The 25,538-nt window shown below is 35.1% G+C and carries 26 protein-coding genes; 11 read left to right on the plus strand and 15 right to left on the minus strand.

The features are described from left to right. Nucleotides 1-32 precede the first annotated feature (32 nt). The 6 genes from ACNC7R_RS00705 (at nt 33) to proC (ending at nt 3,966) form a co-directional block, all read left to right on the plus strand. Nucleotides 33-344, plus strand: a complete 312-nt coding sequence (locus tag ACNC7R_RS00705) for a DUF4286 family protein (protein ID WP_417939078.1) — start codon at nt 33-35, stop codon at nt 342-344. A 44-nt stretch (nt 345-388) separates the two neighbouring features. Further along, a complete protein-coding gene (locus ACNC7R_RS00710; RefSeq protein ID WP_417939079.1) occupies nt 389-574 on the plus strand; it encodes a hypothetical protein in 186 nt (61 codons plus the stop codon). A gap of 1 nt (nt 575) precedes the next feature. Then, the gene (locus ACNC7R_RS00715; RefSeq protein ID WP_417939080.1) at nt 576-893 is read left to right on the plus strand and encodes a hypothetical protein; all 318 of its coding nucleotides are present in this window, start codon (nt 576-578) and stop codon (nt 891-893) included. A 69-nt stretch (nt 894-962) separates the two neighbouring features. Beyond that, nucleotides 963-1,748, plus strand: coding sequence for a 16S rRNA (adenine(1518)-N(6)/adenine(1519)-N(6))-dimethyltransferase RsmA (gene rsmA / locus ACNC7R_RS00720; RefSeq protein WP_417939081.1), 786 nt, complete (start codon nt 963-965; stop codon nt 1,746-1,748). Further along, nucleotides 1,732-3,081, plus strand: coding sequence for a magnesium transporter (mgtE, locus tag ACNC7R_RS00725; RefSeq protein ID WP_417939082.1), 1,350 nt, complete (start codon nt 1,732-1,734; stop codon nt 3,079-3,081). The genes rsmA and mgtE overlap by 17 nt, the downstream gene beginning before the upstream one ends. A gap of 99 nt (nt 3,082-3,180) precedes the next feature. Then, a complete protein-coding gene (proC, locus tag ACNC7R_RS00730; protein ID WP_417939083.1) occupies nt 3,181-3,966 on the plus strand; it encodes a pyrroline-5-carboxylate reductase in 786 nt (261 codons plus the stop codon). Between the two features lie 70 nt (nt 3,967-4,036). Here the strand turns inward: proC and ACNC7R_RS00735 are convergent, their stop codons facing one another. Further along, the gene (locus ACNC7R_RS00735; protein ID WP_417939084.1) at nt 4,037-4,228 is read right to left on the minus strand and encodes a Na+/H+ antiporter NhaA; all 192 of its coding nucleotides are present in this window, start codon (nt 4,226-4,228) and stop codon (nt 4,037-4,039) included. Nucleotides 4,229-4,497: 269 nt separating this feature from the next. Here ACNC7R_RS00735 and ACNC7R_RS00740 point away from each other — a divergent pair, with 269 nt between their 5' ends. The 3 genes from ACNC7R_RS00740 (at nt 4,498) to ACNC7R_RS00750 (ending at nt 6,332) form a co-directional block, all read left to right on the plus strand. Next, nucleotides 4,498-5,445 (plus strand): 2-hydroxyacid dehydrogenase, encoded by a 948-nt coding sequence (locus ACNC7R_RS00740; protein ID WP_417939085.1) that lies wholly within the window; start codon nt 4,498-4,500, stop codon nt 5,443-5,445. A gap of 173 nt (nt 5,446-5,618) precedes the next feature. Then, the gene (locus tag ACNC7R_RS00745; protein WP_417939086.1) at nt 5,619-6,044 is read left to right on the plus strand and encodes a DUF805 domain-containing protein; all 426 of its coding nucleotides are present in this window, start codon (nt 5,619-5,621) and stop codon (nt 6,042-6,044) included. Between the two features lie 9 nt (nt 6,045-6,053). Further along, nucleotides 6,054-6,332: a TM2 domain-containing protein gene (locus ACNC7R_RS00750; protein WP_417939087.1), complete on the plus strand. Its 279-nt coding sequence runs from the start codon at nt 6,054-6,056 to the stop codon at nt 6,330-6,332. 56 nt (nt 6,333-6,388) lie between these two features. Here ACNC7R_RS00750 and ACNC7R_RS00755 read toward each other — a convergent pair whose 3' ends face one another. Then, nucleotides 6,389-8,197 carry a GNAT family N-acyltransferase gene (locus ACNC7R_RS00755; RefSeq protein ID WP_417939088.1) on the minus strand — a complete coding sequence of 603 codons (1,809 nt, stop codon included), beginning with the start codon at nt 8,195-8,197 and terminating at the stop codon, nt 6,389-6,391. 115 nt (nt 8,198-8,312) lie between these two features. Between ACNC7R_RS00755 and ACNC7R_RS00760 the strand changes: the two genes are divergently transcribed. Next, nucleotides 8,313-9,074 (plus strand): exodeoxyribonuclease III, encoded by a 762-nt coding sequence (locus ACNC7R_RS00760; protein ID WP_417939089.1) that lies wholly within the window; start codon nt 8,313-8,315, stop codon nt 9,072-9,074. A 201-nt stretch (nt 9,075-9,275) separates the two neighbouring features. After that, the gene (locus ACNC7R_RS00765; protein WP_223682777.1) at nt 9,276-10,217 is read left to right on the plus strand and encodes an OmpA family protein; all 942 of its coding nucleotides are present in this window, start codon (nt 9,276-9,278) and stop codon (nt 10,215-10,217) included. Nucleotides 10,218-10,290: 73 nt separating this feature from the next. Here ACNC7R_RS00765 and ACNC7R_RS00770 read toward each other — a convergent pair whose 3' ends face one another. The 13 genes from ACNC7R_RS00770 to ACNC7R_RS00830 all read right to left on the minus strand — a co-directional run bounded on the left by ACNC7R_RS00770 (nt 10,291) and on the right by ACNC7R_RS00830 (nt 25,312). Then, nucleotides 10,291-11,457: a beta-ketoacyl synthase N-terminal-like domain-containing protein gene (locus tag ACNC7R_RS00770; RefSeq protein ID WP_417939090.1), complete on the minus strand. Its 1,167-nt coding sequence runs from the start codon at nt 11,455-11,457 to the stop codon at nt 10,291-10,293. A 138-nt stretch (nt 11,458-11,595) separates the two neighbouring features. After that, complete coding sequence (gene bioA, locus ACNC7R_RS00775; RefSeq protein ID WP_417939091.1) at nt 11,596-12,867, minus strand: adenosylmethionine--8-amino-7-oxononanoate transaminase; 1,272 nt, start codon at nt 12,865-12,867, stop codon at nt 11,596-11,598. A 62-nt stretch (nt 12,868-12,929) separates the two neighbouring features. Next, nucleotides 12,930-13,547 (minus strand): dethiobiotin synthase, encoded by a 618-nt coding sequence (bioD, locus tag ACNC7R_RS00780; RefSeq protein WP_417939092.1) that lies wholly within the window; start codon nt 13,545-13,547, stop codon nt 12,930-12,932. Between the two features lie 161 nt (nt 13,548-13,708). Next, entirely contained in the window at nt 13,709-14,323 is a 615-nt protein-coding gene (locus ACNC7R_RS00785) for a hypothetical protein (RefSeq protein WP_417939093.1), read from the minus strand. Continuing rightward, on the minus strand, nt 14,313-14,744 hold the full coding sequence (locus ACNC7R_RS00790) for an RNA polymerase sigma factor (RefSeq protein WP_417939094.1): 432 nt from the start codon (nt 14,742-14,744) through the stop codon (nt 14,313-14,315). Before ACNC7R_RS00790 ends, ACNC7R_RS00785 begins: the two co-directional genes overlap by 11 nt. A gap of 79 nt (nt 14,745-14,823) precedes the next feature. Continuing rightward, nucleotides 14,824-15,684 (minus strand): TraB/GumN family protein, encoded by an 861-nt coding sequence (locus ACNC7R_RS00795; RefSeq protein WP_417939095.1) that lies wholly within the window; start codon nt 15,682-15,684, stop codon nt 14,824-14,826. Between the two features lie 477 nt (nt 15,685-16,161). Then, complete coding sequence (locus ACNC7R_RS00800) at nt 16,162-17,298, minus strand: aminotransferase class I/II-fold pyridoxal phosphate-dependent enzyme (protein ID WP_417939096.1); 1,137 nt, start codon at nt 17,296-17,298, stop codon at nt 16,162-16,164. A 77-nt stretch (nt 17,299-17,375) separates the two neighbouring features. Continuing rightward, nucleotides 17,376-18,014 (minus strand): NAD(P)-dependent oxidoreductase, encoded by a 639-nt coding sequence (locus ACNC7R_RS00805; protein ID WP_417939097.1) that lies wholly within the window; start codon nt 18,012-18,014, stop codon nt 17,376-17,378. A gap of 155 nt (nt 18,015-18,169) precedes the next feature. Beyond that, entirely contained in the window at nt 18,170-18,577 is a 408-nt protein-coding gene (locus ACNC7R_RS00810) for a hypothetical protein (protein WP_417939098.1), read from the minus strand. Between the two features lie 172 nt (nt 18,578-18,749). Beyond that, nucleotides 18,750-19,031 (minus strand): FoF1 ATP synthase subunit delta/epsilon, encoded by a 282-nt coding sequence (locus tag ACNC7R_RS00815; RefSeq protein ID WP_417939099.1) that lies wholly within the window; start codon nt 19,029-19,031, stop codon nt 18,750-18,752. 77 nt (nt 19,032-19,108) lie between these two features. Continuing rightward, on the minus strand, nt 19,109-20,620 hold the full coding sequence (gene atpD / locus ACNC7R_RS00820) for a F0F1 ATP synthase subunit beta (protein ID WP_223682066.1): 1,512 nt from the start codon (nt 20,618-20,620) through the stop codon (nt 19,109-19,111). A gap of 233 nt (nt 20,621-20,853) precedes the next feature. After that, complete coding sequence (locus ACNC7R_RS00825) at nt 20,854-22,416, minus strand: SGNH/GDSL hydrolase family protein (protein WP_417939100.1); 1,563 nt, start codon at nt 22,414-22,416, stop codon at nt 20,854-20,856. A gap of 88 nt (nt 22,417-22,504) precedes the next feature. After that, nucleotides 22,505-25,312, minus strand: a complete 2,808-nt coding sequence (locus ACNC7R_RS00830) for a carboxypeptidase-like regulatory domain-containing protein (RefSeq protein ID WP_417939101.1) — start codon at nt 25,310-25,312, stop codon at nt 22,505-22,507. Nucleotides 25,313-25,538 lie beyond the last annotated feature (226 nt).

The raw sequence follows: 25,538 nt of genomic DNA on the forward strand, positions 1-25,538 counted from the left end.
AGACGTCTAACAATCTAATCAATCTAAAAAAAATGATTATTTACAACATCACCACAAATATACACGAAACCGTTCATGACCAATGGTTAAAATGGATGCAGGAAAAACATATTCCGGAGATTCTGGCTACCAATAAATTTTCTTCAGCACGAATTGTGAAAGTTTTGGTTGAAGAAGAAATGGGCGGAATTACCTATTCTGTACAATATACAACCGATAGCAAGGATACTTTAGAGAAATATTATCTTGAGGATCAGCCAAAGTTTGATAGAGAAGCCTTAGAACTGTTTGCAGATAAAATGCTTTCTTTTAGAACAGAATTGGAGGTTATTTCAGAACATTGAAACTAAGTTTTTTCAATTTCGGTTTTCATTTAAAAAGAAATAGTATGGAAATCAGATTTCAAACAAAAGAAGAAAGCAATAAACAGCAGCAAGAAGATTTTTTAAAGTTGTCTAAAGTGGAAAGGATATATAGTTTTCTTCGTATGAGTGAGCGTATAAGCCGATTTCCTGTAAAAAACAGAGTGGATAAGAATAAAGACAATTTTGTAATAATTATAAAATCCAATTAGAATGTCAAAGCTCTGGGATCAAAACATTGATGAGTTCATTGCATTATCGGGTAAGCATAATGTTCGAATGCTTATGGTTGGTGGTGGAGCGGTAAAATTTTCACCAATTGATTTAGATTTGGAACTGATAACAAAATTTTCAGTAAATAAAAGTTTTGAGGAAGCTTATAATGATAGTGAAGAAATTACCGTAAATGATAAAACGTTTTTAAAATGGAATGTTTTGTCTCTAGAAGATCTCATTACAAGTAAAATAAAAGCAAATCGGGCAAAAGACTTGCTGGATGTTCAACAACTTCGAGAAATAAACAAAAAATAAAGCTTTGAGTCTTTAGTCTTCGCTGTAAAAAGAATACTTTTGCGCCCTCGTGGCAAAACAAGAACGAAAATGGAAAAAGTAAAAGCCAAAAAGCATTTAGGACAGCACTTCCTTAAAGACGAAAGCATCGCAAAAGCAATTGCCGATACCTTAAGCTTAAAGGGATATGATGAGGTTTTAGAAATAGGGCCGGGGATGGGTGTGCTTACGAAATATTTACTTGATAAGAAGATAACAACACGAGTAATTGAGATCGATACTGAATCAGTTGCGTATCTGGATGCGAATTATCCAAAATTAAAAGATAAAATTATTTCAGAAGACTTTCTGAAATATAACATAAATCAGGTTTACGAAAACAAGCAGTTTGCTATTATTGGTAACTTCCCTTATAATATTTCATCTCAGATTGTTTTTAGAACATTAGAATTCAGAGATCAGATTCCGGAATTTTCCGGAATGTTTCAAAAAGAAGTTGCAGAGCGAATCTGCGAAAAAAAAGGATCAAAAACTTACGGGATACTGTCCGTTCTGGCACAGGCTTTCTATGATACAGAGTATTTGTTTACTGTAGACGAAAATGTTTTTATTCCTCCGCCCAAGGTGAAATCGGGTGTGATGAAAATGACCCGAAAGGAAGATTACAGCCTTCCTTGTGGTGAAAAGTTGTTCTTTACGGTAGTGAAAACGGCTTTTCAGCAAAGACGAAAAACATTACGTAACAGTTTGAAAACATTAAATTTATCAGATAATTTGCGGGAAGATACTATCTTTGATCTTCGACCAGAGCAACTTAGCGTTGATGAGTTTATTGTTTTGACTCAAAAAATAGAAGCCGATGGAGTTCAAAGTTAGCAAAGAATTAATCCAGCAATTAGAAGAACATATTGTTCAGAAAAACGACAAAGAACTTGAAGTTTTACTCAACGATTTGCACCATGCTGATATCGCAGAAATCCTGGACGAACTGGATTTTGACGATGCAACCTATATTTTTAAGGTTTTAGATAGTGATAAAACCGCTGAAATTCTTCTTGAATTAGAAGATGACCTGCGAGAGAATATCTTAAGCCGACTTTCACCAAAAGAAATTGCCGAAGAGCTTGATGAGCTTGAAACAAATGATGCGGCAGATATTATTGCCGAACTTTCGCAGGAAATTAAAGCTGAGGTAATCTCAGAATTAATAGACGTTGAACACGCAAAAGACATTGTCGATTTGTTGCGTTACGACGAAAATTCTGCAGGTGGTCTAATGGGTAAAGAGCTCGTAAAAGTAAACGAGAACTGGAACGTGCTGACCTGTGTGAAAGAAATGCGAATTCAGGCAGAAAACGTATCCAGAGTACATTCTATTTATGTGGTTGATGATGAAAACCGCTTAAAAGGAAGATTGTCTCTGAAAGATTTACTGACTTCTTCGACCAAAACCCAAATTGGAGATGTGTATATCCGAAAATTGAATTTTGTAAATGTAGACACAGAAGATGTTGAAGTAGCCCGTATCATGCAAAAATACGACTTGGAAGCGATTCCGGTTGTGGATGAGCTTGGACGTTTAGTGGGAAGAATTACAATCGATGATATCGTAGACGTAATAAAAGATGAAGCGGATAAAGATTACCAGCTGGCTGCGGGTATTACGCAGGACGTAGAATCAAATGACAGTGTTTTAGAATTGACAAAAGCCCGTTTGCCATGGCTTTTAATTGGAATGGTAATTGAAATCGTAGCTTCTTTTGTTTTAAAAGGAAATGAACAGACATTCCAAAAATATTCAACTTTAATCATTTTCGTGCCTTTGCTTTCTGCAACCGCTGGAAATATCGGTGTTCAGGCCTCGGCAATCGTGGTTCAGGGTTTGGCAAATGGTACCCTTAAGGATTTTAGCAGAGGATATTTTAGTAAAGAAATCTCAGTTTCTATGATATCCGGAAGTATTATTTCATTACTTTTATTGGGGTATCATTCGATCATGTACCAACAGTATTTAGTAGGGCTGGCTATTTCAATTTCGATGATTGTAGTGATATTATTTGCTGCAACATTAGGAACTCTGGTACCGCTTTTTTTACACAAAAATAAAATAGACCCTGCTATAGCAACAGGACCATTTATCACCACAACCAACGATGTCTTTGGAATTATGCTGTATTTTGGAGTAGCCAAATTGATTCTTGGGTTTTAATTTTTTCAAACAAATTAACTCCTTGCAGTGATTTAAGATCTTAAAAATCTGTGTAATTTGTGGCTAAAAAAACACGCTATTAATCAGCAATAAATAAGCATGAAAGTACATATTATTGGAGGAGGAAATCTTGGGGTTTCTATTGCCGTTGGGATTGCAAAATTTTCTAAAAACAATCAGATTACTGTTACCAGAAGAAATACTGCAAGTATTCAGTATTTAAAAGAATTAGGAATTACAGTTTCATCAGATAATAAACATAATGTTCAGGAAGCCGATGTAGTTATTCTGACTGTAAAACCGTATCAGGTAGATACTGTTCTGGCAGAGATTTTACCGGTAATCTCCGGAAAGACCATAGCATCAGCAGTAAGTGGTTTGTCTTTGGAAATGCTTCAGTCAAAAACGAATAATGAATTTCCGGTTGTGAGAATCATGCCGAATATAGCAGCACAATTTGGTGAATCAGCTACTTGTATTTCATTTCCTGAAAAAGATAAAGAAAAAGCTTTGCCAATCGTAGATTTGTTTCAGGACTTAGGAACTGCTCCGGTTATTGATGAAAAACTAATGGATGCCGCAACTGTTTTAGGCGCCTGCGGAACAGCTTATGCTTTAAGATATATCCGTGCTTCAATGCAGGCCGGAATCGAAATTGGATTTGATTCTCAGACGGCTTTGGCCATTGCGGCACAAACTGCAAAAGGAGCCGCAAAAATGTTATTAGAGGAAAAAGTTCATCCGGAACAATTAATCGACCGTGTTACTACGCCTCAGGGATGTACAATCGTAGGCCTGAACGAAATGGAACACAATGGTTTCAGTTCGTCTTTGATCAAAGGAATTAAAACTTCTTTGAAACAAATCAAAGGACTCTTAAAATAAAAACATCAAATTCCTGAAATTCCAAATTCCAATTTTCTAGTTGGAATTTGGAATTTTTATTTCTTGGGATTTAAACTTTCTTCTTCTCCAAAATATATTTTAAATAGATGAATCCGAAAATTTCTGAAAGCAGAGATGCAATCAGAATGGCTATTTTTGAAAAAACAATGATTTCAGGATCTTTAAAGGCTAAAATCGTAATGAAAATGGACATTGTAAAACCAATTCCGCCAAGCATTCTGGCATCAATATGTGGAGCCATTTTGGTTTTGTTGGTAAGAGTAAATGATGATATGGTAAAAAAGCAATAAAAGGCCGCCTGATTTTTTGTTTTCCAGAAAGACTTTGAATGTTTTGATCAATTTAATTTGAGCGAATTTATGCTTATGAAAGCGGGTTATTTTGATTTTCAGCGTGATATCTCAGGGGTTAAAAAAATGCAGCCAATAAAAACCTCTAAGCTTCCTGATTAATTGTTGATTCAGGAATAAAGAATAAACTGTATTTTTGTTTATCTAAAATTTTAAAAAAATGAGTATAAAAATTCTACATATCGACAGCAATCATCCTATTCTTTGGCAGCAATTAGAAGAAGCAGGTTTTGAAAATCATGCCGATTTTACTTCTTCAAAGGAAGAAATTGAAGCTAAGATCCAAGATTATAACGGCATTGTAATCAGAAGCCGTTTTAAAATCGATAAACAGTTCATTGATAAAGCTGTCAATTTGCAGTTTATTGCCAGAGTTGGTGCGGGTCTTGAGAGCATCCACTGTGATTACGCATTGGATAAAGATGTCCATCTGATTGCCGCTCCAGAAGGTAATTGCAACGCTGTTGCAGAACATACTTTGGGAATGATTTTGTCTCTTTTTAATAAGCTAAACCAGGCAGATAGCGAAATCCGTTTAGGAGCATGGAACAGGGAAAGCAACCGGGGTCATGAGCTTGATGGAAAAACGGTTGGCATCATCGGATACGGAAACATGGGAAAAGCTTTTGCTAAAAAACTCCGTGGTTTTGATGTTGAAGTCTTGTGTTATGATATTAAAGATAACATGGGAGATGAAAACGCAAAACAGGTTTCATTGCAGGAATTACAGCAAAAAACGGATGTATTGAGTTTGCATATTCCATGGACGCCTGAAACAGACAAAATGATTGATGTGAATTTCATTAACGCATTTGCTAAGCCATTTTGGATTATCAACACTTCTCGCGGTAAAAACATCGTTACGGCAGATTTAGTTGAAGCTATGAAGTCTGGAAAAGTTTTGGGAGCAGGTCTGGATGTTTTGGAATATGAGAAACTTTCTTTTGAAACTCTTTTCCAGGAAAAAAATACGCCCGAAGCTTTTCAATACCTTTTGGATGGCAAAAAGGTAATCCTTACCCCTCATATTGCGGGCTGGACATTTGAAAGCCATGAACGTTTGGCTCAGGTAATTGTTGATAAAATAAAGGCCTTGTACTCAAAATAATGATTTGTTTATCTTTAGGTTTTAATAACAGGTTTTTTCTGAAAAATAAGTCTCACAATTAGTTTTTGAAGTTATTTTTTTTTAATATTGTTGCTAATTTTAACAAAATTTTAAAAGGAGTAAGCCGAAAATCCTAAAAAAGAGTAGGGTTTAACTAACTAAATTTATTGATTATGATTGAATGGTACAAAAAAGTGGTGTTTGAAAACTATGCAAATTTTAATGGTCGTGCCAGAAGAAGCGAATATTGGTACTTTGTACTTGCTAATGGGTTAATTTCAATTCTTTTAATAGTGATTGGAGCAATAGTTGGAGGAATTTTTGGAGATGCAATTACTGGAGGAATTATTGGATATGCTCTTTTTGGATTATATACCTTGGCAACGATTGTTCCAGGAATAGGAGTAGTTGTTCGAAGATTACACGATACTGGAAAAAGTGGATGGTATTATTTTGTTGCCTTAATTCCATTTATTGGTGGTATTTGGTTACTTATTTTATTATGTACTGAAGGCAATCATGGATCAAATGAATATGGACCAGATCCAAAAAATGAAATAGAAGAAATTAATGAAATTGGAAAAGCTGAACTACAATAATTACAAATAATGGAAACTACAAGACCAAAAGAAGACTGGAATAATCCTCCAGTTCGAAGAGAAGAAAACAAAAAAGTTGTTGCTGGAATTTTAGGGATTTTAGTTGGAGCTTTAGGAGTTCATAAATTCTATTTGGGTTACACCAAAGAAGGAATAATTCAGATACTTCTTAATCTTTTCTGCGGACTAGGTAGTTTAATAGCACTCATAGAAGGAATTATCTATCTTGTGAAAACTGACGAAGAGTTTTATCAAACGTATCAGGTTGGTAAAAAAGGCTGGTTCTAAAACATAAAAAAACCCATTTCATTTGTGAAATGGGTTTTCTTTTTTTATCAATTTTCTTAACTGATATCTTCTTTCTCAGATAATTTACGCTCCAGTTCAATCTGAAACTCTTCAATAACCGGTTTCATAGTGCTCTCAGGAATATCTGCAATCCTGATGTACATTAAGCCGTCTACAGCGTTATTGAACAGAGGATCTACATTAAATGCTACTACACGGGCATTTTGCTTAATGTATTTTTTAATCAAAACCGGCAGGCGTAAATTTCCAGGTTCCAGTTCGTCAATGATTTTATCAAATTTATTCAAATCTGATTCGGCTTCATCAAAAATAAAGTCTTTGTCTGCGTCTTTCAGTTTTACTTTGTAAGCCTTTTTAGGGTGGATATACTGTGCAACATACGGATCATAGTAGTTAGACTTCATAAACTCAATCATTAACGATTTAGAGAAGTCAGAGAACTGGTTACTGATACTTACTCCACCCAGCAAATATTTATGTTCAGGATAACGTAAAGTGGTGTGAATAATCCCTTTCCATAACAGGAAAAGCGGCATTGGTTTTTGCTGGTATTCTTTTATGATGAATGCACGTCCCATTTCAATTGATTTGTGCATCATATCGTGCAATTCAGGTTCAAATCTGAAAAGGTCATTCAGATAAAAGCCTTCGATTCCATATTTTGGATAAATTTCAGAACCTAATCCCATTCGGTAAGCACCGGCAATTTTTTTAGTATCCTCATCCCATAAAAACATGTGATGGTAATATTGGTCAAATTGGTCTAAGTCAATAGATTCGTTTGTACCTTCACCTACCTCACGGAAAGTAATTTCACGTAAACGCCCAATTTCATGTAAAATATTCGGAATTGATTTTGCCCTTGCAAAAAAGACCTCATAATTTTTGCTTTGCAATAAACGACAGTCACTGTTTCTTAAAGTCTGAACTTCATCAATCATTTCTGCTTCGTTTGCTGCAGTAACAATCTTTTTAGGTGCTTTCGGAATTTTTAAATTAGATGTATCAAGCAATTTATGCTCCCTTTCGAAAGGATTGGCCAGCATATAAGTTTTCTTTCTTAAAAACTCTGAGTATTCTTCGAACGATTCGATTTCATTTTGTTCATTTACCGAAATTGGTTTTCCAATACGAACTTTAATGACACGGTCTTTTTGTGTAAGCAGCTCTGATGGTAATTTTGCTGTACGTAAAGTATCGTCTATTTTAGAAAGCCAATAGAATAATTTACTGTTTTTAGCATGAAAGTAAATTGGGACAACCGGAACTTTTGCTTTTCTGATCAGTTTCAAAGCACCTTCTTCCCATGGTTTATCTACAACTAATTTTCCGTCTTTGTAAGTAGAAACCTCCCCTGCAGGGAAAATCCCCAATGGTTTTCCGTCACTCAGATGGCGTAAAGTTTCTTTAATGCCTATTACACTCGATTTCGCATCCTTATGATTTTCAAAAGGATTAACCGGCATAATGTATTTTTTCATTGGAACTATTCTGTGCAATAAAAAATTGGCAATAATCTTGAAATTTGGTTCTCTTTCGAGCATTAATTTCAATAGTAAAATACCATCGATTCCTCCAAGCGGATGATTTGAAATCGTAATATAAGGTCCCTCTTTTGGTAAACGTTTTAAATCTTCTTCAGGAATTTCGAATTTGATCTCCATCTCATCCAGAATACCGTTTAAAAAAGCAACATCTTCTAAATGTTTATTGTGATCGTAAATTTTATTAAGGGTGGATATTTTAAGAACCTTCATGAGAATCCAGCCTGAAAAAGTACCGAAAACTCCGTACTTATCAACATTTATTGCCTTTGCAACTTCTTTCGCGGTAACTAAACCCATCTACTATTTTTAATTTATTTGAACAGCGAACAAAGATAACAAAAAACTCTACTTTTAGTGTTTGTTATGTAAACTTTCCGCATTTTTATTACTTTTGAAATTCTAAAAAAATCCAATGAAAATTATTTCTTATAACGTAAACGGAATACGCGCTGCTATTTCAAAAGGCTTTATTAAATGGCTTCAGCAAGCCAATCCTGATGTAATTTGTCTTCAGGAAATTAAGGCCACAAAGGAGCAAATTCCAACAGAAGAGATTACCGATGCAGGGTATCCGTATCAATATTACTATCCGGCAACTAAAAAAGGATATAGCGGCGTAGCCATTTTGTCTAAAATTGAACCACAGCAAGTGGTTTACGGAACCGGAATTCATCATATGGACTTTGAAGGTCGTAATCTGCGCGCCGATTTTGACGATGTTTCTGTAATGAGCCTGTATCTGCCGTCAGGAACCAATATCGAAAGATTAGACCATAAATTTATGTATATGGATGATTTTCAAAATTATATAAATGAGTTAAAATTAACCATTCCAAATATCATAATTTGTGGGGACTACAATATTTGCCACGAAGCAATTGATATTCACGATCCGGTTCGAAACAAAACTGTCTCAGGATTTTTGCCGGCTGAGCGTGCCTGGTTAGATGCGTTTATGAAGTCTGGTTTTGTCGACAGTTTTCGCCATTTTAATAAAGATCCTCACCATTACACCTGGTGGAGTTACCGCGCAGGAGCCAGAGGAAATAATAAAGGCTGGCGTATCGATTACAATCTGGTAAGCCAGCCTTTAGAACACAGACTAAAGCGTGCCGTTATCCTTCCGGATGCCATGCATTCTGACCATTGCCCGATTTTAGTCGAAATCGAGTAATTCTGGTATTGTTATTGTTACGTAAAGGCGGGTTCTAAGTATAATTTGGTTAGTAAAGTTTAAGGAGCTAATTCCTGCTTTCCACTGCAATCTTTGTGGTTTTAAAGAAAAACCACAAAGGATTTCCGTTTCAATCAGGGCTAGGGCATCACGTTTAAAAAATATTAAAAGAATAATAACCTATTTATAAATACCATAAAAATGATTAAAAAAGCCTCACTTGGATTGCTTGTTCTGGCACTTTCAACGTCTTGTGTTTCCAAAAAAATCTACAATGACCTTGAAACAAAATATTCAGACTTAAAAAAAGAAAACCGATCTATTGCTGATGAGAATAGCGAATTAAAAAAAGCAAAAAGTCAGTTAGAATTAGACCGTGATAAATTAACAAAGGATTTAGCAAGTGCAAAAGATGATTTAGCCAAACAAAAAGCTGATCTTGCCGCTGCACAGAATAAATTCAAAGTTTTGCAGGATTCTTATAATGCATTGGAGAAAAACAGCAACGATGCGTTAGAGAAAAACATGAATAAAAACCGCGATTTGCTGGCTGAATTAGAAGCAAAATCAAAAAAATTAGCTGAAGAGCAGGCGCGTTTAGATAAAACCGCAAGCCGTCTCAATGAACTTGAAGCTATGATTGCAGCTAAAGAAGAGGCAATGAGAAAGCTTAAAGAAACATTGTCTAAAGCTTTAAATGGTTTCGAAGGGAAAGGACTTACCGTAGAACAGAAAAACGGAAAAGTATATGTTTCTATGGAAAACAAATTACTTTTCAATTCAGGAAGCTGGGCAGTGGGTTCTGAAGGTAGAAAAGCGGTTGTAGAGTTAGGAAAAGTATTGGGCGACAATCCTGATCTTTCTGTTTTGATTGAAGGACATACTGATGATGATCCTTATGCAGGTTCAGGACCAATCGCAAACAACTGGGATTTATCTACTAAAAGAGCGACTGCTATTGTAGCTATTTTAAGTGAAAATGCTAAAATCAACAAACAAAAATTAACAGCTGCAGGGCGTAGCGAATTTTCTCCTTTAGCAAGTAATGCTACTCCTGAAGGAAAAGCTAAAAACCGTCGAATCGAAATCATCTTAACACCAAGATTAGATGAAATTGCTGATATGCTAAACAGCATCAACTAAGCTGAATTCTATAATGTTCAAAAGGCTCAGAGTTTTAACTTTGAGCCTTTTTTATTGATATGATTTTATAAGTTTATGCTTTTTCAATCAAAATAGTGACGGCATTTCCTCCAAAACCAACGGCATTGATTAGCACCTTTTTTATGGATTTGGTCTGATTTTGAGCTTTTGCAAACGGGACATTGATAAACTTGTCATGTTGTATTATCAAAAGAGCCAGTTCTAAACTTAAAATTCCTGAAGCGCCAAAAGTGTGACCGATTTTCCATTTGTTGGTAGTCAGCAATGGAACATTTTCTCCAAAGACTTTTTCGATTGCACGCAGTTCCGTTAAATCGCCTTTTATGGTTCCGGGAGCATGCATGACAATTACGTCTATATCTTTTAAATCAGTTTCTTTTAAAGCCATTTTCATCGATTTCTGAAAGCAGTCCGCTTCTGCAGAAATCGAAATGTTGTGTTCTAAAATTTCAGTTGCATAACCAACACCCGTTATGTAGGCTATTGCATTTGGTGTATCGCCAGCTTCAAGACAACAAACTCCTGCAGCTTCACCTAAAATCATGGTGTTTTGCGTTTTCTCAAAATCAAAAGCCAGATTGGGCCACGAGTCTTTTGTCTGGTCAATACGTGAATATATTTTTAAAGCGCGCATTTGAGCAATCGTAAAATCGGTAAGAGGAGCTTCACTTCCTCCGACTAAAAACTTATCTGCCATTCCTGATTTGAGCCATGCAACCCCATTTAAAATCGAATGAAGCGCAGTAGAACAAGTAATAGAATGCGAAATTTCAGGGCCGGTACTTTGTAAATCATGAGCAATCCAGGAAGATATATTTCCTAAAGTGGTGGTAGGCGAGGCGAGAGTCTGCGCTTTTCCGGTTTCGACATATTCTTTATAATGTTTTTCGAATAAATCGGTTGCCCCGCGGGAAGAACCTATGTTGATTCCAAATACATCATTTTTATTCCAGCCTGCCTGCTCAATCGCCTTTCGCGAAGCTGCTACAGCAAACAAAACAGAATCATCCAAAAATTTATATTTAGGATCTGATTCCCGTACTTCAGCTATAATTTGTTTGGAGTCAGCTTCAAGTGCTGCTACAGAAGTTTCCTGCTGATCTAAGAATTGCTGCGAAAAGCAATGCTGATCGTTAAGGTATTTTTTCCAGACTTCTTCAGCATTATTTCCTAATGGAGAAATAGATGAAAACGCTGTTATGGAGATTTTAGTATTCAAAGTTTTTTATTTAACCGCAAAGTTCGCAAAAGTTTTGGCAAAGTTCGCAGGGTTTAAAATAAATTAAAACATATAAGTGATATAAGTTCATTTAAGCAGGCTGCTTATATTTTCTTATAAAACTTATATGGTGAAAAGCTACACCATTTCAATAGCTTCTTCAATTGTAGCATATACCTTTTGAAGCTGTTCGTCTGTCATGATGTAAGGGGGTAAGATATAAACGATGTTTCCCACAGGGCGCAAAATAACTCCTTTGTCAATAAAGAAATTATACAATTTGGTGCGCATAGAGCCATAATAACTTTCCTCAGAATCTGATTTTATTTCAACTGCGAAAATAACGCCTAATGTTCTGGCTGTAATTACTTTTGGGTTGCTTTCGATTTTCTTCTGAAATTCTAAATGACTTTTATTGATTCTGTTAATATTAACCTGCATTTCTCCGGTTTGAAGTAAATCGATACTCGCCAATGCTGCTGCACACCCTGTTGGATTGGCAGTAAAAGTATGTCCGTGAAATAAGGCTTTATTGATGTCGTCATCATAAAAAGCATCAAAAACCTCCTGCGTAAAAGTCGTAATCGCCATCGGAATTGTTCCTCCTGTTAAAGCTTTAGATAAACAAATCATGTCCGGATCTTCATCGACATAATCCATCGCAAAGGTTTTTCCGGTTTTGCCAAAGCCTGTCATCACTTCATCCGCAATGGTTAGAACTTTATTTTCCTTGCAAATTGCAATCAGTTTTGCCAGAGATTCCGGTTCATACATTACCATTCCGGCTGCTCCCTGTACCAAAGGTTCGAAAATAAATCCGGCACAATTATGATGCTGAATTACATTTTCCAGCGCCTCAAAACTCACCTGTTCCTGACCTTTCACAGGTACCGGAATCCGGACAACATCTATAAACATTCCCTGAAAAGCCTGTGTATAGAAAGAGATCCCACTTGCTGCCATCGCCGCAAAAGTATCACCGTGAAACGCATTTTCAAAAGCAATTATGGTGGTTCGTTTTTCTCCTTTATTGAAAAAATACTGTAATGCAACTTTGATGGCAACTTCAACTGAGGTTGAACCATTGTCTGAAAAGAAAATTTTTTGCTGATTCTTTGGCAGAATTTCCATTAATTTTTCGGACACTTTTATGGCAGGTTCATGTGTAAAACCTCCAAAAAGAACATGTTCCAAGGTCGTGAGCTGTTTGTAAATAGCATCGGCAATAAATTTGTTACTGTGTCCAAACGGATTTACCCACCAGGAAGCAATCGCGTCAATATATTCCTTGTCGTTTTCATCCCAAAGTAAGGCGCCTTCTCCTTTGGTAATAGCAATTGGAGTTTGCGAAGTTTTGTGCTGTGTATAAGGATGCCAGAGATATTGACTGTCTTTTTCTTGTAAAGTCATAATTGTGAAATGTTTTTTGTCAGATGTGAGATAGATGCATTTTACTTTTTACAAAATACATTTTACAGTTTTAAAAGATTTTCCCGAAACAAATCGGCATATTCTTTAATTACATTTTGGTCAAAATAAGGTTCTTCCTCAATTCTTCCAATGCATTTAATTCCGGTTTTATTTAGAATCAGGCTTTCAGTCGATTTATTTTCGCTTCCGCTAAAGATAATTCCATGAACTTGAAATCCTCTGTTTTGAATTGCTTCAATAGTCAATAACGTATGATTAATGCTTCCCAGATAATGTCTTGAAACGATGATCACTTTATAATCCGGTTGGATCAAATCAGCAATTGTATCTTTTTCGTTTAGCGGAACAAAAATTCCTCCTGCACCTTCAACTACCAGGTGGTTTTCAGTTTTTGGTTCCTGAATTTCTTTTAGATCAATTGTAATTCCATCAATTTCAGCAGCCCAATGCGGACTCGCCGGGGTATTTAATTGATAAGAGTTTGAATGGAATTGAGATTTAGAATTTGAAATTCTTGACTTTACTTTAAGGGTATCTGAATTATCAAGATCACCTGCCTGAATTGGTTTCCAGTAATCTGCTTCTAAAGCTTCTACCACAATCGCAGAAGTTATTGTTTTACCTACGTCGGTTGAAATTCCTGTAATAAATATTTTCATGACTTTTGTTGTTTCGCAGAGATTCGCAAAGGATGCACAAAGTAGCGCAAAGAATAAAAATTTCGTGAATTTTTGGTTTTTCTTTGTGAATCTCGGTGTAAAATTCTCTACAAAAATACCAATAAAAATAACAAGCCCATCAGTTACGATAGGCTTGTTATTTATTCTTCTTTTAATTCGTCGATTACTTTTTTAATCTCTTTGGCATGTTTACCGTAAAAATATTGCACCCACCATTCTAAAGACAATCCCATGAATAAGATTGAAAATATAACTGAAATAAAAACACTAACCAGTTGTGTGTTGCTGAAATCAGTTGTTTGAAAACCAGCCTTTTTTGAAAAATCATTGTATAAAAAACCAATCAAAAACAAAACAATAAAAGGTGTCAGCGCAAACCCGAATGTTTTGTACAATTCCATATTAAGTCTTATGTCAAAATACGTTTCATAAAGACTGTCTTTTGTTTTTAGAGTGATCTTGTTTAGTCTTTTGTAAAAAACATATAATTTAATCAGGTAGTAAACACAAACTGCAACAAATATGCTGAAGAATAAGTAAAAAGGCATAATCCATTTTTCTGGGAAATGAGATGCATAAGGTGTAAATCCAAGTAATATGACAACTACTGACTGCATAATAAGTTCATGTTTAAGATTTTTGCGAATCTTATCCAAAGGCGTATTTGCCGATTGTATTTTTTCTAAATTATCGGGAAGAACGATGTTTTTTATCTTTTCGTTATTCCATGCGTTTTGTATATCGTTAAAATCCATATCCCTGATTTTTTATAATTTCTTTTAATTTTTCTTTTGCTCTGTTTAATTTTACTCGGGCATTTCCCTCAGAAATTCCCAGATTCTCTCCAATTTCTTTATGTGAGAAACCCTCCAGTTGATAAAAAATAATCGCTTTATCAATCTTCTCGAGTTTTTGGACTGCCTTATAAAAGTGCTCAAGCTGGCTTTCTTTGATATGGGTATCGCCTTCGTCATCTTTGATGTTCTCAGAGGCGATTTCATATTTATCCACTTTCCGTTTTTCTTTTCTTAAGAAAACGATAGCTGTATTGACCGCTACACGATACATCCAGGTTGAAAACTGACTTTCATTCCGAAAAGTATCGTACGATTTCCAAAGTTGGCAGACAATCTCCTGAAACAAGTCTTGCTGATCGGCGTGGTTGTCCATGTACATTTTGGAGACTTTGTACAGTATTCCTTTATGACTTTCTATCCGTTTTAAAAATGCTTGTTCTTTCTCTTTCAAAATAATATTAGTTCATTACTGGTCTTATTTTATATCCCGCTTTTTTTAATAAATTGATAACTCCCGATTCTCCTGCTAAATGTGCCGATCCTACTGCGATAAATAAACTTTCTTTTTCCATTAAACCAGGTAGTTGTTTTATCCAGTTTTCATTTCTGTTGTCAAGAATAATTTCTTTTGTTTTTTTACTCATATACTTATTTTCGCTAAATGCATCGTATATAGCAGTGATATTTTCCTGTTTATATTGTGATACAAGTTTAGCGGTTTCCTCTTTGCCGGATTCTTTTAGAGAATCAATCATTTCAGTATCTGTATAACTTTTTCCGAATGCTTCCATTTGTAATTTTACTGTTTCTAGTCCAGTAATTGGAAGTTTTTGTTGCTTTGCAGTTGCTATAAAATTCATTTCATAGAATTTCAAATCATTGCATCCAAAAGATTTCATAGAAACAAGGCTCATAATCGTAAATAATTTAAAGTTATCTACCTGTTGAATCGTCAATCCGTTGTTTTTTAGGATATGGTCTAGTTTAGATAAATTCTCTGGGTTCAGTGTTTTGCTAAGAGGTGCTTTTCCCATCGCCATTTGCTGCATATCAGTCATTTCTTTTGGATCAGACATGTCAATTTCTAAAACTAATTTCTCTGAAGCTTCAAATGCTTTTTTTGTTTTATCTGAAAGAAAATAATCAGATCCGCAAATCATATGGATGGTTCCGTACAGATAAGAAGGTTTTGATAATCCATTTCCTGAAACTTCCCATAATAGGGAGTTTTCTAATTTAGGGGCTTTTTTTTGGGCATGAATTGTTCCGCTAAAAATAAATAATACTACTGCTATTGTTGATTTGATTACATTTTTCATGTTTTGGTTGATTTAAAATTGATAATTGATTTGATGATGATTTTTGATTGATTTGATGATTGAAACTCTTTTGATTATTTGCTGTATTTGTTCCGTTGCCACGAAGCTATAGTTCCAAATACCAAACATCCCATAATAACTAAAAAAGCGACGCTAATAAGTTTTAATAAGATCTTGAATAGCAAAGCGAATAAAAATCCTGCTAATGCGGCTAAGATACATTTGTAAATATTTTGTTTCGACAAAGAAGATTGCGATTTCATACTAGTTTTGATTTATTTGGTTACGGATCGTAAGTGACCAAACATTCAAAACGTTACAAAAAAAATTAAACTTTTTTCAAAAACTGAGTAAATTCAGTGGCTTAGAGAGGAAATAAAATATAATTTCACAGAGATACACAAAGAAAATGCACAAAGTTTTGCGAAGTTTTTTTTATGATCCTTTATGAAATTTTTTGAGAATCTTTTAGGAATATTAAAAGACCCAATCTCTCAGAAATTCTAAAACCTCACTGATTTCTTTTTGAGTATTAAAGCTGTGAATACAAAAGCGCAAACGTTCCTGCCCTTCCGGTACAGTTGGAGATAAAATAGCTTTAACATCAAATCCTTTGTCCTGTAACTGCAGGGCTATGTGTTTCACATTTTCATTACCAGGAATAATAGCCGATTGAATAGCCGATTTACTGCGAACAAACATGGGTTTTAATGCGAGTAAGTTCTTTTGCTGATTAAAAAAAACAATATTCTGACGTAGTTTTTCAATCGTTTGTTTTTCAATTTCTAATTGCTGGTATGCGATTAAAATTGTAGCAACAGAATGAGGAGACAATCCTGTTGTATAAATAAAACTTCTGGCGAAGTTGACAAGATATTCTTTTAACTCAAGGCTTCCTAAAATAACAGCACCGTGACACCCCAAACCTTTTCCGAAAGTCATAATTCGGGCAAAAATTCTGTTGTGTAAATTTAGGGATTGTGTTAAACCTTCCCCTTTTTCTCCAAAAACGCCAAGAGAGTGTGCTTCATCAACTATCAGATGACAATTGTGTTTTTCTGTAAGTTCTGCTAACTCTTCCAGGTTTGGACAGTCACCATCCATTGAAAAAACAGTTTCAGTAACAATATAAATATTTGTCTCAGGAAATTTTAAAATTAACCGCTCTAAATCTTCAAAATCATTATGGCTGAATTTATAAGATTTAGCATTTGACATAGAAATCCCATCGCGAATTGAAGCATGACTTAATTCATCATACAAAATAACATCATTTCGCTGCGGTACAGCGCTAAAAAAGCCAACGTTGGCATCATAGCCCGAATTAAAAATTAAAGCTGATTCTGCTCCATGAAATTCTTTTATAAATGTCTCTGTAATTTGATATAGATAATGATTCCCCGAAAGTAGTCGCGAACCTGTAGCTCCATTCTGAATTATATCATTTTCAATTAAATAATGGTGCGCCTGTTTGAAAATAGTTTCAGACTTTGAAAATCCGATATAATCATTTGAAGAAAAATCAACACGGTTATTAAAACTAGGTAATTGTCTTAACGCGTTGTTGTGTTTTCGGGTTTCAAGCTTTTGAATAAGATTTTCAGGTAATTTCATAAAAGCAAAGTTATGAAATTGAACTTAGATTAAACAAACAGCGGGATTAATCGCCCGCTATTTACTAAATTAGGTTTTTACATATTCGTTATAAAAGGTGATTTTCTAACGAATTTTTCCTCAATCATTTCCTGAACCATAAAATGAGCAATGTCAAAAGAACTTATTTTATCTCCCGGACAGTCCTCAAGATTTACAATAATTTTCGAGCTGGTATCTGTAAAATCAATAAACGGAACACGAACTAATGTCCATTTAACATTACTTTTAGTTAATAAATCGTATGTAACTTGACGGTCTTGCTGAATTTCAGGATAATTGGTTTTCATCCAGTCAGTTGCAGCTATAGTTTTTTCTCCCTTTTTATCAAAAGGTGTATCGATATTGATACCTGCCAGCAAAACATATCGCTGAATATCAAAATCAGTCATTATCTTTAGAATATTTTTAGTTGCATTACTTGCAACCATGGCTTCACCCGGTCGTTGTCCGATAGTGCTAACTACAGCATCGCAATCCTCAAGTAAAGATCTTATATTGCTTTCGTTGATGGCATCACCCTCAATAATTTCGACTTTTGACTTTTGAATTGTAAAGGTTTCCGGGTTTCTTAAAAGAACTTTTACATTAATTTCTTTTTCTAACAACTGGTTTACAAGATATTTTCCAGTTCTGCCGCCTCCGCCTAATACGGCAACTTTGTTTATATTTTTCATGATACTTTTTATAAAATTTGACATAAATAATTGCACTTTATCATTGTGATAAAGCGAAAAAATAAAAGCTTACTGTGCTTTTATAATAATCAATATTTTATAAAGAGATTTTAATAATTCAAAGATATAAAAACGAGCTATAGATTTGGCTATAATTATTGCAGTTTTTGTTTTTCAACCCATCTAAAATTGCCTTTTTCCGTAGCATCAAGTAAATTAACATCAAGGGCATTTGCTATTCTTAATGCATAGTCTAGTGCAGTTTCAAAGTTGAAGTGAACAGAAATAGACTTTTTCTTTGTTTCTGTAAGCCAAAGTTGTACTTCGAAATCCCTGTCAGAATGATTTTTATATACAGAAACGTACTGAATATCCTTAAAAATAATACTTCTGCAAAGTGGGGTTTGTAATAATGTGAAGTTGAAACGAATGGTTTTTGTAATGCTGTCTGTATATACTTTTTTAGTAAAAGTCAATCCAGCAGCACATATAAACATAAAAAGAACAGCGGTAGTAAATTTCAAAGCATTTATTATTTCTCCCGAATAAAAAAGTTTTACCATTTTTAAAGTTGTAGCTATTGTAAAGAAGTAAAGAGGGGCTGCTAGTAAAAAATGCCAAAGAGGTCTTTTTGAAATTTAAACTAACTGTTCTGATTTTAGGTTGTTCATAATTACAAAAATAAAAAAAACCAAACAAAACTGTTTGGCTTTTTTTACTTATTCTCAAATTGTCTTAATCTGCTAAAACAATTATTTTATTGTCTTTCATTTCGATAGTACCTGACACAATATTTAACGTATAAGTCTGGTCATTTACTTTCGTGAATTTACCCGCAACTTCTTTAGAAAAACTGAAACTTGGCGCCACAATTTTAATAGTTCCTTTTTCTAGAATAGAAACAATAGGAGCGTGATGATTCAATATTTGAAAGCTTCCATCAACTCCAGGCAAAGTAACCGAAGTAACTTCTCCCGAAAATAATTTTGCTTCTGGTGATACTATTTCTAAAATCATATTTTTTTAGTTAATAGTTGGTCGTTGATGGTTGGTGGTTGTTTTCTAACAACTAACAACTAACAACTAACAACCAATTATGCTTCAGCTAACATTTTTTCTCCAGCTTCGATTGCATCCTGGATAGAACCTTTCAGGTTGAAAGCTGCTTCCGGAAGGTGATCTAACTCCCCATCGATAATCATGTTGAAGCCTTTGATAGTATCTTTAATATCAACTAATACACCTGGGATACCCGTAAACTGCTCTGCCACGTGGAATGGCTGAGATAAGAAACGTTGTACACGACGTGCTCTAGATACAGCTAATTTATCTTCTTCAGATAACTCTTCCATACCTAAGATCGCGATGATGTCCTGAAGTTGTTTATATTTTTGAAGAATTTCTTTTACTCTTTGTGCACAGTTGTAATGCTCATCTCCTAAGATGTGTGGAGTTAAAATTCTTGAAGTAGAATCTAACGGGTCAACCGCAGGATAGATACCTAACTCAGCAATTTTACGTGACAATACAGTTGTAGCATCTAAGTGCGCAAAAGTTGTAGCCGGCGCCGGGTCAGTTAAGTCATCCGCAGGAACGTAAACCGCTTGTACAGATGTAATCGATCCTTTGTTTGTAGATGTAATACGCTCTTGCATAGCGCCCATCTCTGTTGCTAGAGTTGGTTGGTAACCTACCGCAGATGGCATACGTCCTAAAAGTGCTGATACCTCGGAACCTGCTTGTGTAAAACGGAAGATGTTATCAACGAAGAATAATACATCTTTTCCTTGATCAGAACCTGCTCCATCACGGAAATATTCAGCGATAGATAATCCTGAAAGTGCCACACGTGCACGAGCTCCAGGTGGCTCATTCATTTGTCCGAAAACGAAAGTAGCTTTAGACTCTCTCATTCCTGGCATATCTACTTTAGATAAATCCCATCCTCCATTTTCCATAGAGTGCATGAAATCATCGCCGTATTTAATAATTCCTGACTCTAACATCTCACGAAGCAAGTCATTTCCTTCACGTGTTCTTTCACCTACTCCAGCGAATACTGAAAGTCCACCGTGACCTTTTGCAATATTATTGATCAATTCCTGAATCAATACTGTTTTACCAACACCAGCACCACCGAACAATCCAATTTTACCTCCTTTTGCGTAAGGCTCGATCAAATCGATTACTTTGATACCTGTAAATAAAACTTCAGACGAAGTTGATAAATCTTCAAATTTTGGTGCTGGTCTGTGAATTGGCAGACCGTTTTCCCCACTTTTAGGCAATTCGCCTAAACCATCGATGGCATCTCCAACAACATTAAATAATCTTCCGTATACATCCGGACCGATTGGCATTTGGATTGGGCTTCCTGTTCCAACTACTTCATATCCTCTTGACAAACCGTCAGTTGAGTCCATAGAGATTGTACGAACAGTGTTTTCTCCAATGTGAGATTGTACTTCTAGAACTAATAACGTTCCATCTTTTTTAGTGACTTCTAACGAATCATAAATTTTTGGAAGTTCAACATCCTTACCGTTGAAAACTACGTCAACTACTGGTCCAATGATTTGAGCAACTTTTCCTATTACTTTTGACATTACTTATGTGTTTATTAAATAGCTATTTAGGTTTATCGAAAATACCTCTTTTTTCAGAGCGCAAAGATAATTTTTTAAAATATAAAATCAATTTTTTTTTTATAAAAATACTTAGTTTTTTGTTATACTATTAAAATGGAGAACTCAAATATCTAATAATATAAAATTTGGTATTCATAAAAAAACCACTACGTTATAAACGAGCGGCTTTCTATTAAAAAAAAATGGCTTTGCTATAATGATGCCGGATATTGAATTGGATAAGTACTCAAATCAACATGGCGCAATGTTGAACCGTATTTTACATTAATTGCATCTATAAATATGTTTGCAATGAGTGCGTAACCTCTTGGACTTGGATGTACACCATCAAGTGAAAAAGCACCTCCTGTTGCATAAGCTGAAGTTATTGTGAAATTTCCAAAACGGATACCTCCACTAGATAGTTTAGTCATTACATCTTTAGTATCTACAAAAGCTAATCCTTTTGACTCTGCAGCGGCGGCTATTATTGTGTTGTAGGCATCCGTGGCCGTTCTAATTTCTTCAATTTCAGTCGGAATCAATACATGTTTGTCCTGTAGCGGGAATGATATTCCAAATGCATTTAACGGATAGGCAGGGGCAATTCCAATACCAGAATCTACAGCATTTGGTGCAGCACCAATAGCAGCCCTTGTCGTTAACAGTAATAAATCTGTAGCTTTAGCTTGTCTGGCCTGACCAAAAACTGCGCCATAAAAAGCCGCAGTCTGTGCTCCTAGTGTTGGAGTAAATATAGTGGCTAGTTGAGCAGCCAGATTAGGTAATGTTTCGTCTTTCATTAATACAGGGCTAGTAGATGTTTCTGATAACAAATTAATTCTGTCTCCCGCGCCAAGAGCTGTTAAAGCTTGTTTAAGCGGTCCATATAATTGTGTATTAAGCAATTTGATAGTTGCCAAACCAACTGCTTCATTATCTTTTCCAATTGATTTTGCAGTAAGGGGATTATAAGGGACAGTTGTAAAATGAGGCAACGTTGTAATGTATGGTAAATTTGCAACCACACCTTTTGCCCCATTAGCAGTCAGGGTATTAACAAGTGTATTGTATGCAAAATTAAATGTTGCTGTTGGAGTTATATCATCTCCTAAGGCAGCATCCTGAGAAGTTGGTACGCCTCCATTTGTTGCATAACCCAAAACATCATTGCCACCTATAAATAAAGAAAAGAATGTAGGTGACTGAGCCATAGCGTCAGCAAGAATAGTTGTAGTAGGCGAAGAAGAAAAACGAGCAAAATATGGATTTGCTGTAGCCGGAGTTGCAAAAACACCTGCAAGATTACCATATCCTGGAGCTAGTAAATGAAAACTTTTTGCCCCCGGAATTCCTAAATTGCTAAAAGATCCTGTTAAACGTGCGGTTATCGATGTACTGGATACGCCCGGGACATTTACAGGACTTCTTGTAACAGGATCGAAGATAAATCTGGTTGGGAATTTAGCTACCTGAACTCCTCCAGAAGAGAATCCCCCAATATTATCCAGCATAAAAGGAGTCGTAAAATCGCCTCCTCCAGCTGCCGAAAATTGCTGAGATAATATATTCGTATATGAATTACTCTGGCCTTTTGCAAACAATGCACCATCGCTATATCCCGCAGCAAAAGAATCGCCAAGTGCGACATATTTTGTAAATACTGCTGATCCCGGTTTTACAGGAACTTCTTCGGGAGTATTATTATTGTCGTCATTATTACACGCCATCATGGTTAAAGAAACCAACAACAGCCATTTTATATTTTTTTTCATGTTATAACTTTTAAAATTATTAGCTCTTTGTTCTTTTTTAAAAAACAACTGAGAGAAGACAAATAGTTGATCAAATAATTATTTCTAATTAAGGATTAATTGTCCAGGAAGCAAACACCATCTTTCCAATCATACCAGCACCAACTACCTGAAGATAATCTTTTCCAAAAAGGTTTGTTGCTCCAAGCTTGATAACAGATTTTAATTTTGGGACACCATAATTAATTTGAGCATCAAACACTGTGTTTTCCGGAATCATACCGTCTCCAAAAGATGACTGCCACAGATATTCAGTATTCCATCTTACATTAAGATTAAAGCCTAAATTTTTAGTCACTTTTGCATTTCCAAACGAACCTTTAATCCTGTGTTTTGGCGTATTAAATCCAGCTACAAAACTTGGATCTTCTGATTGGTCAAAATCAAACTGAGCATAATTATAATTGACTCCTAATTCAAAATCTTTATAGACTTTTTTGGATAAACCAACTCCAAAACCTAAAGATGTAATTTGTGCTGTAGTATTTGTATAAACCTGGTACACTCTTCTGTCTCCAAATGCTAATGCCTGATAACTTAATAGAACTGCAGGTGTCGTACCTGTTCCTGCTGTTCCGTAATAAGGTGAAATTACTCTGGAAGTATTCATGAAATCATTATAAATATTATAGTATCCATTAATATCTATTGATAAATCATTTTGAACAACTGTGCGGTATCCGGCTTCGATAGCCTGTACTTGTTCCGGTTTTACTAATTGAACATTGGCTACTTTAAGATCTGTTACATTTCCTGAAGCAGCAAACGCCTGAACAGATGCTAATGTATACGCATTTTCATATGCATTACGACCAGACATTGGAAGAGATGCTGGCTGCCCGGCAACAGCTTGGCCTGAAGCACTTACATTTACTGTTTCCTGAAAACGATCTAAGTTTTCGGCTGCGGAACCTATTAATGCAAATGGTCCTAAATCTAAGCCAATATATTGATCTTGTGTAGTAGGATTACGGAAACCTGTTTGATACGAAACTCTAAAATTATGTCTTTTAGATTCACCGGCAGAATATACAAATGATATTCTTGGAGAAATATTGCCGTCAAAGTTTTGACTTTTATCATAACGCAAAGACCCTGTAAACTTTAACCTGTCGTCTAACCATTTTTTTTGTAATTGTGCGTAAGCGCCATATTCTTTATATCCAATTGGGCCATCATAATCTGTGAAGATTGTTCCTTCAGAATCCATAACATATTTTCTCCAGGAACCACCGACCTGAATTTCGGCAAATTTGATTAAATCTTTGAAATTATAATTCACATCTGAATGATATAATTTTGAATGATCAATAAATTTAGCACCTTGAGTAAGATCTGGATTGCTGATTACTGTTGTAAGTGCATTGAAGAATTGTGTAGATCCGGGTTCAAATCTTGCAGATCTTGGAGCACTTGGATTCGCCGGATCAGTATTTGGGACTAATGGCAAACCAGGGGAAACGTTATAATCAGCAAAATTTCTTGCATAAACAGCAGCTTCATTGGCATTTAGACCAAGTGCTGCAGAAGATAACTGAAAAGCTGTTCCGTAATCTGTAAACCAGTTTTTATCTGATTTAGCCATTCTGTTTATATTCCAGCCAGCAAATCTCATGTCGTATGAGTCTCCGGCATCTTCACTCGTAAAATAGACTCTTGCAAAAAAGTTTTTACCTTTTACCTCAAATTTCCCTTGCTGCATTAGGAAATTTTTCAAAGCATATCTATTCGCACCTTGGTAAATAGTGTTTCCTGTGCCTATCTTATATTGCAATATAATTTCAGTATCGTCTGCCCAAGGTTTAAAATGCATGCCGAAATCTGCTTTCATACTTTTAACCTTATTGTCAGTTAAGTCTTGTTCACGATATCCAGTTCTGCTTACTTGTCCAACATTCGGAATAGAAGTGGTAACTTCATCTCCATAAATATTTAAACCATCATAATTTTGATTCATTGCATGTCCTATTGAGCCACCTGTCATGCTTCTGGTATCGGCTGCAATCCATTCTGATGCTTCCATATACGTCAAGTTTGCTTTCATTGCAAAATGTTTGGTAAATGCTTTCGCTGCTCTTATCCCAAAATCATTATAATCGTTTGTTCCTGCGGCTTTCTGACTAGTCTGTCCGTATTTATAGTAAACACTAATTCCTTCATTTGTAAATGGACTTTTACTATTCATAAACATGATTCCGTTAAAGGCGTTTGCTCCATAAAGTGCAGATGATGCGCCTGGCAAAAGTTCAACATTCGCCACATCGATATCAGAAATACCAATTAAATTTCCTAATACAAAATTTAAAGCGGGTGAAGAATTATCCATTCCATCTACCAATTGCATAAAACGGGTATTTGCAACAGTTGCAAAACCTCTTGTGTTTACAGACTTAAAAGAAATACTGCTTGTGTTAAAATTCACTTCTTTTAAGTTTTCTAAACCATCATAAAAGGTCGCAGCGGTTGTGTTTTTGATTTCTTGTATCCCCATTCTTTCAATAGTAACAGGAGATTCGATGACTCTTTCCGGAGTTCGGGAGGCCGAAACAACTATTTCGTCAAGTTTAGTTTCTTCCTCATTCAAAACTATATTTACATTTTGATTTGCAGATGTAATATTAATAGTTTTGGTTTCAAAACCTATAGCAGATACTTTAATGGTAAAAGGAGGTTTTGATGAGGTGTTTAATTTAAACGTGCCATCAAAGTCAGTAGACGCTCCGGTTGAACTTCCTACAACGTTAATATTGGCTCCTGGAATTGATTGTTTCTTGCTGTCTGTGACAGTTCCGGTAATGGTACTTTGTGAAAAAGATAATCCACTGATAAACAACATAATTAGTAAATATGCTCTCATTGGTAGTTTTTTGTTAGTTCATGTAGCCAAAATACGAATAATTTTGATATTAATAAAAAAACGTTAAAAAAAATTAATATTTATCATAAATATATGGTTTGTTTTAGGTATTCAATACACCCTTTTATTAAATTAAAAGCAACAAACAAATACTAACAAGAGGGGATAGTATGCATACATAATAATTTTAAGAAAAAAACTGCATTAATCTTAAAAATTAAACCAA

Origin of the sequence: Flavobacterium adiutor, from assembly GCF_048282555.1 — a bacterium.
Taxonomy (GTDB): Bacteria; Bacteroidota; Bacteroidia; order Flavobacteriales; family Flavobacteriaceae; genus Flavobacterium.

What these genes read in the sequence shown, in the direction of transcription:
- ACNC7R_RS00705 (WP_417939078.1), top strand. Translation starts at nt 33, where the DNA reads ATGATTATTTACAACATCACCACAAATATACACGAAACCGTTCATGAC.
- ACNC7R_RS00710 (WP_417939079.1), top strand. Translation starts at nt 389, where the DNA reads ATGGAAATCAGATTTCAAACAAAAGAAGAAAGCAATAAACAGCAGCAA.
- ACNC7R_RS00715 (WP_417939080.1), top strand. Translation starts at nt 576, where the DNA reads ATGTCAAAGCTCTGGGATCAAAACATTGATGAGTTCATTGCATTATCG.
- rsmA (WP_417939081.1), top strand. Translation starts at nt 963, where the DNA reads ATGGAAAAAGTAAAAGCCAAAAAGCATTTAGGACAGCACTTCCTTAAA.
- mgtE (WP_417939082.1), top strand. Translation starts at nt 1,732, where the DNA reads ATGGAGTTCAAAGTTAGCAAAGAATTAATCCAGCAATTAGAAGAACAT.
- proC (WP_417939083.1), top strand. Translation starts at nt 3,181, where the DNA reads ATGAAAGTACATATTATTGGAGGAGGAAATCTTGGGGTTTCTATTGCC.
- ACNC7R_RS00735 (WP_417939084.1), bottom strand. Translation starts at nt 4,228, where the DNA reads ATGGCTCCACATATTGATGCCAGAATGCTTGGCGGAATTGGTTTTACA.
- ACNC7R_RS00740 (WP_417939085.1), top strand. Translation starts at nt 4,498, where the DNA reads ATGAGTATAAAAATTCTACATATCGACAGCAATCATCCTATTCTTTGG.
- ACNC7R_RS00745 (WP_417939086.1), top strand. Translation starts at nt 5,619, where the DNA reads ATGATTGAATGGTACAAAAAAGTGGTGTTTGAAAACTATGCAAATTTT.
- ACNC7R_RS00750 (WP_417939087.1), top strand. Translation starts at nt 6,054, where the DNA reads ATGGAAACTACAAGACCAAAAGAAGACTGGAATAATCCTCCAGTTCGA.
- ACNC7R_RS00755 (WP_417939088.1), bottom strand. Translation starts at nt 8,197, where the DNA reads ATGGGTTTAGTTACCGCGAAAGAAGTTGCAAAGGCAATAAATGTTGAT.
- ACNC7R_RS00760 (WP_417939089.1), top strand. Translation starts at nt 8,313, where the DNA reads ATGAAAATTATTTCTTATAACGTAAACGGAATACGCGCTGCTATTTCA.
- ACNC7R_RS00765 (WP_223682777.1), top strand. Translation starts at nt 9,276, where the DNA reads ATGATTAAAAAAGCCTCACTTGGATTGCTTGTTCTGGCACTTTCAACG.
- bioA (WP_417939091.1), bottom strand. Translation starts at nt 12,867, where the DNA reads ATGACTTTACAAGAAAAAGACAGTCAATATCTCTGGCATCCTTATACA.
- bioD (WP_417939092.1), bottom strand. Translation starts at nt 13,547, where the DNA reads ATGAAAATATTTATTACAGGAATTTCAACCGACGTAGGTAAAACAATA.
- ACNC7R_RS00785 (WP_417939093.1), bottom strand. Translation starts at nt 14,323, where the DNA reads ATGGATTTTAACGATATACAAAACGCATGGAATAACGAAAAGATAAAA.
- ACNC7R_RS00790 (WP_417939094.1), bottom strand. Translation starts at nt 14,744, where the DNA reads ATGTACATGGACAACCACGCCGATCAGCAAGACTTGTTTCAGGAGATT.
- ACNC7R_RS00795 (WP_417939095.1), bottom strand. Translation starts at nt 15,684, where the DNA reads ATGAAAAATGTAATCAAATCAACAATAGCAGTAGTATTATTTATTTTT.
- ACNC7R_RS00800 (WP_417939096.1), bottom strand. Translation starts at nt 17,298, where the DNA reads ATGAAATTACCTGAAAATCTTATTCAAAAGCTTGAAACCCGAAAACAC.
- ACNC7R_RS00805 (WP_417939097.1), bottom strand. Translation starts at nt 18,014, where the DNA reads ATGAAAAATATAAACAAAGTTGCCGTATTAGGCGGAGGCGGCAGAACT.
- ACNC7R_RS00810 (WP_417939098.1), bottom strand. Translation starts at nt 18,577, where the DNA reads ATGGTAAAACTTTTTTATTCGGGAGAAATAATAAATGCTTTGAAATTT.
- ACNC7R_RS00815 (WP_417939099.1), bottom strand. Translation starts at nt 19,031, where the DNA reads ATGATTTTAGAAATAGTATCACCAGAAGCAAAATTATTTTCGGGAGAA.
- atpD (WP_223682066.1), bottom strand. Translation starts at nt 20,620, where the DNA reads ATGTCAAAAGTAATAGGAAAAGTTGCTCAAATCATTGGACCAGTAGTT.
- ACNC7R_RS00825 (WP_417939100.1), bottom strand. Translation starts at nt 22,416, where the DNA reads ATGAAAAAAAATATAAAATGGCTGTTGTTGGTTTCTTTAACCATGATG.
- ACNC7R_RS00830 (WP_417939101.1), bottom strand. Translation starts at nt 25,312, where the DNA reads ATGAGAGCATATTTACTAATTATGTTGTTTATCAGTGGATTATCTTTT.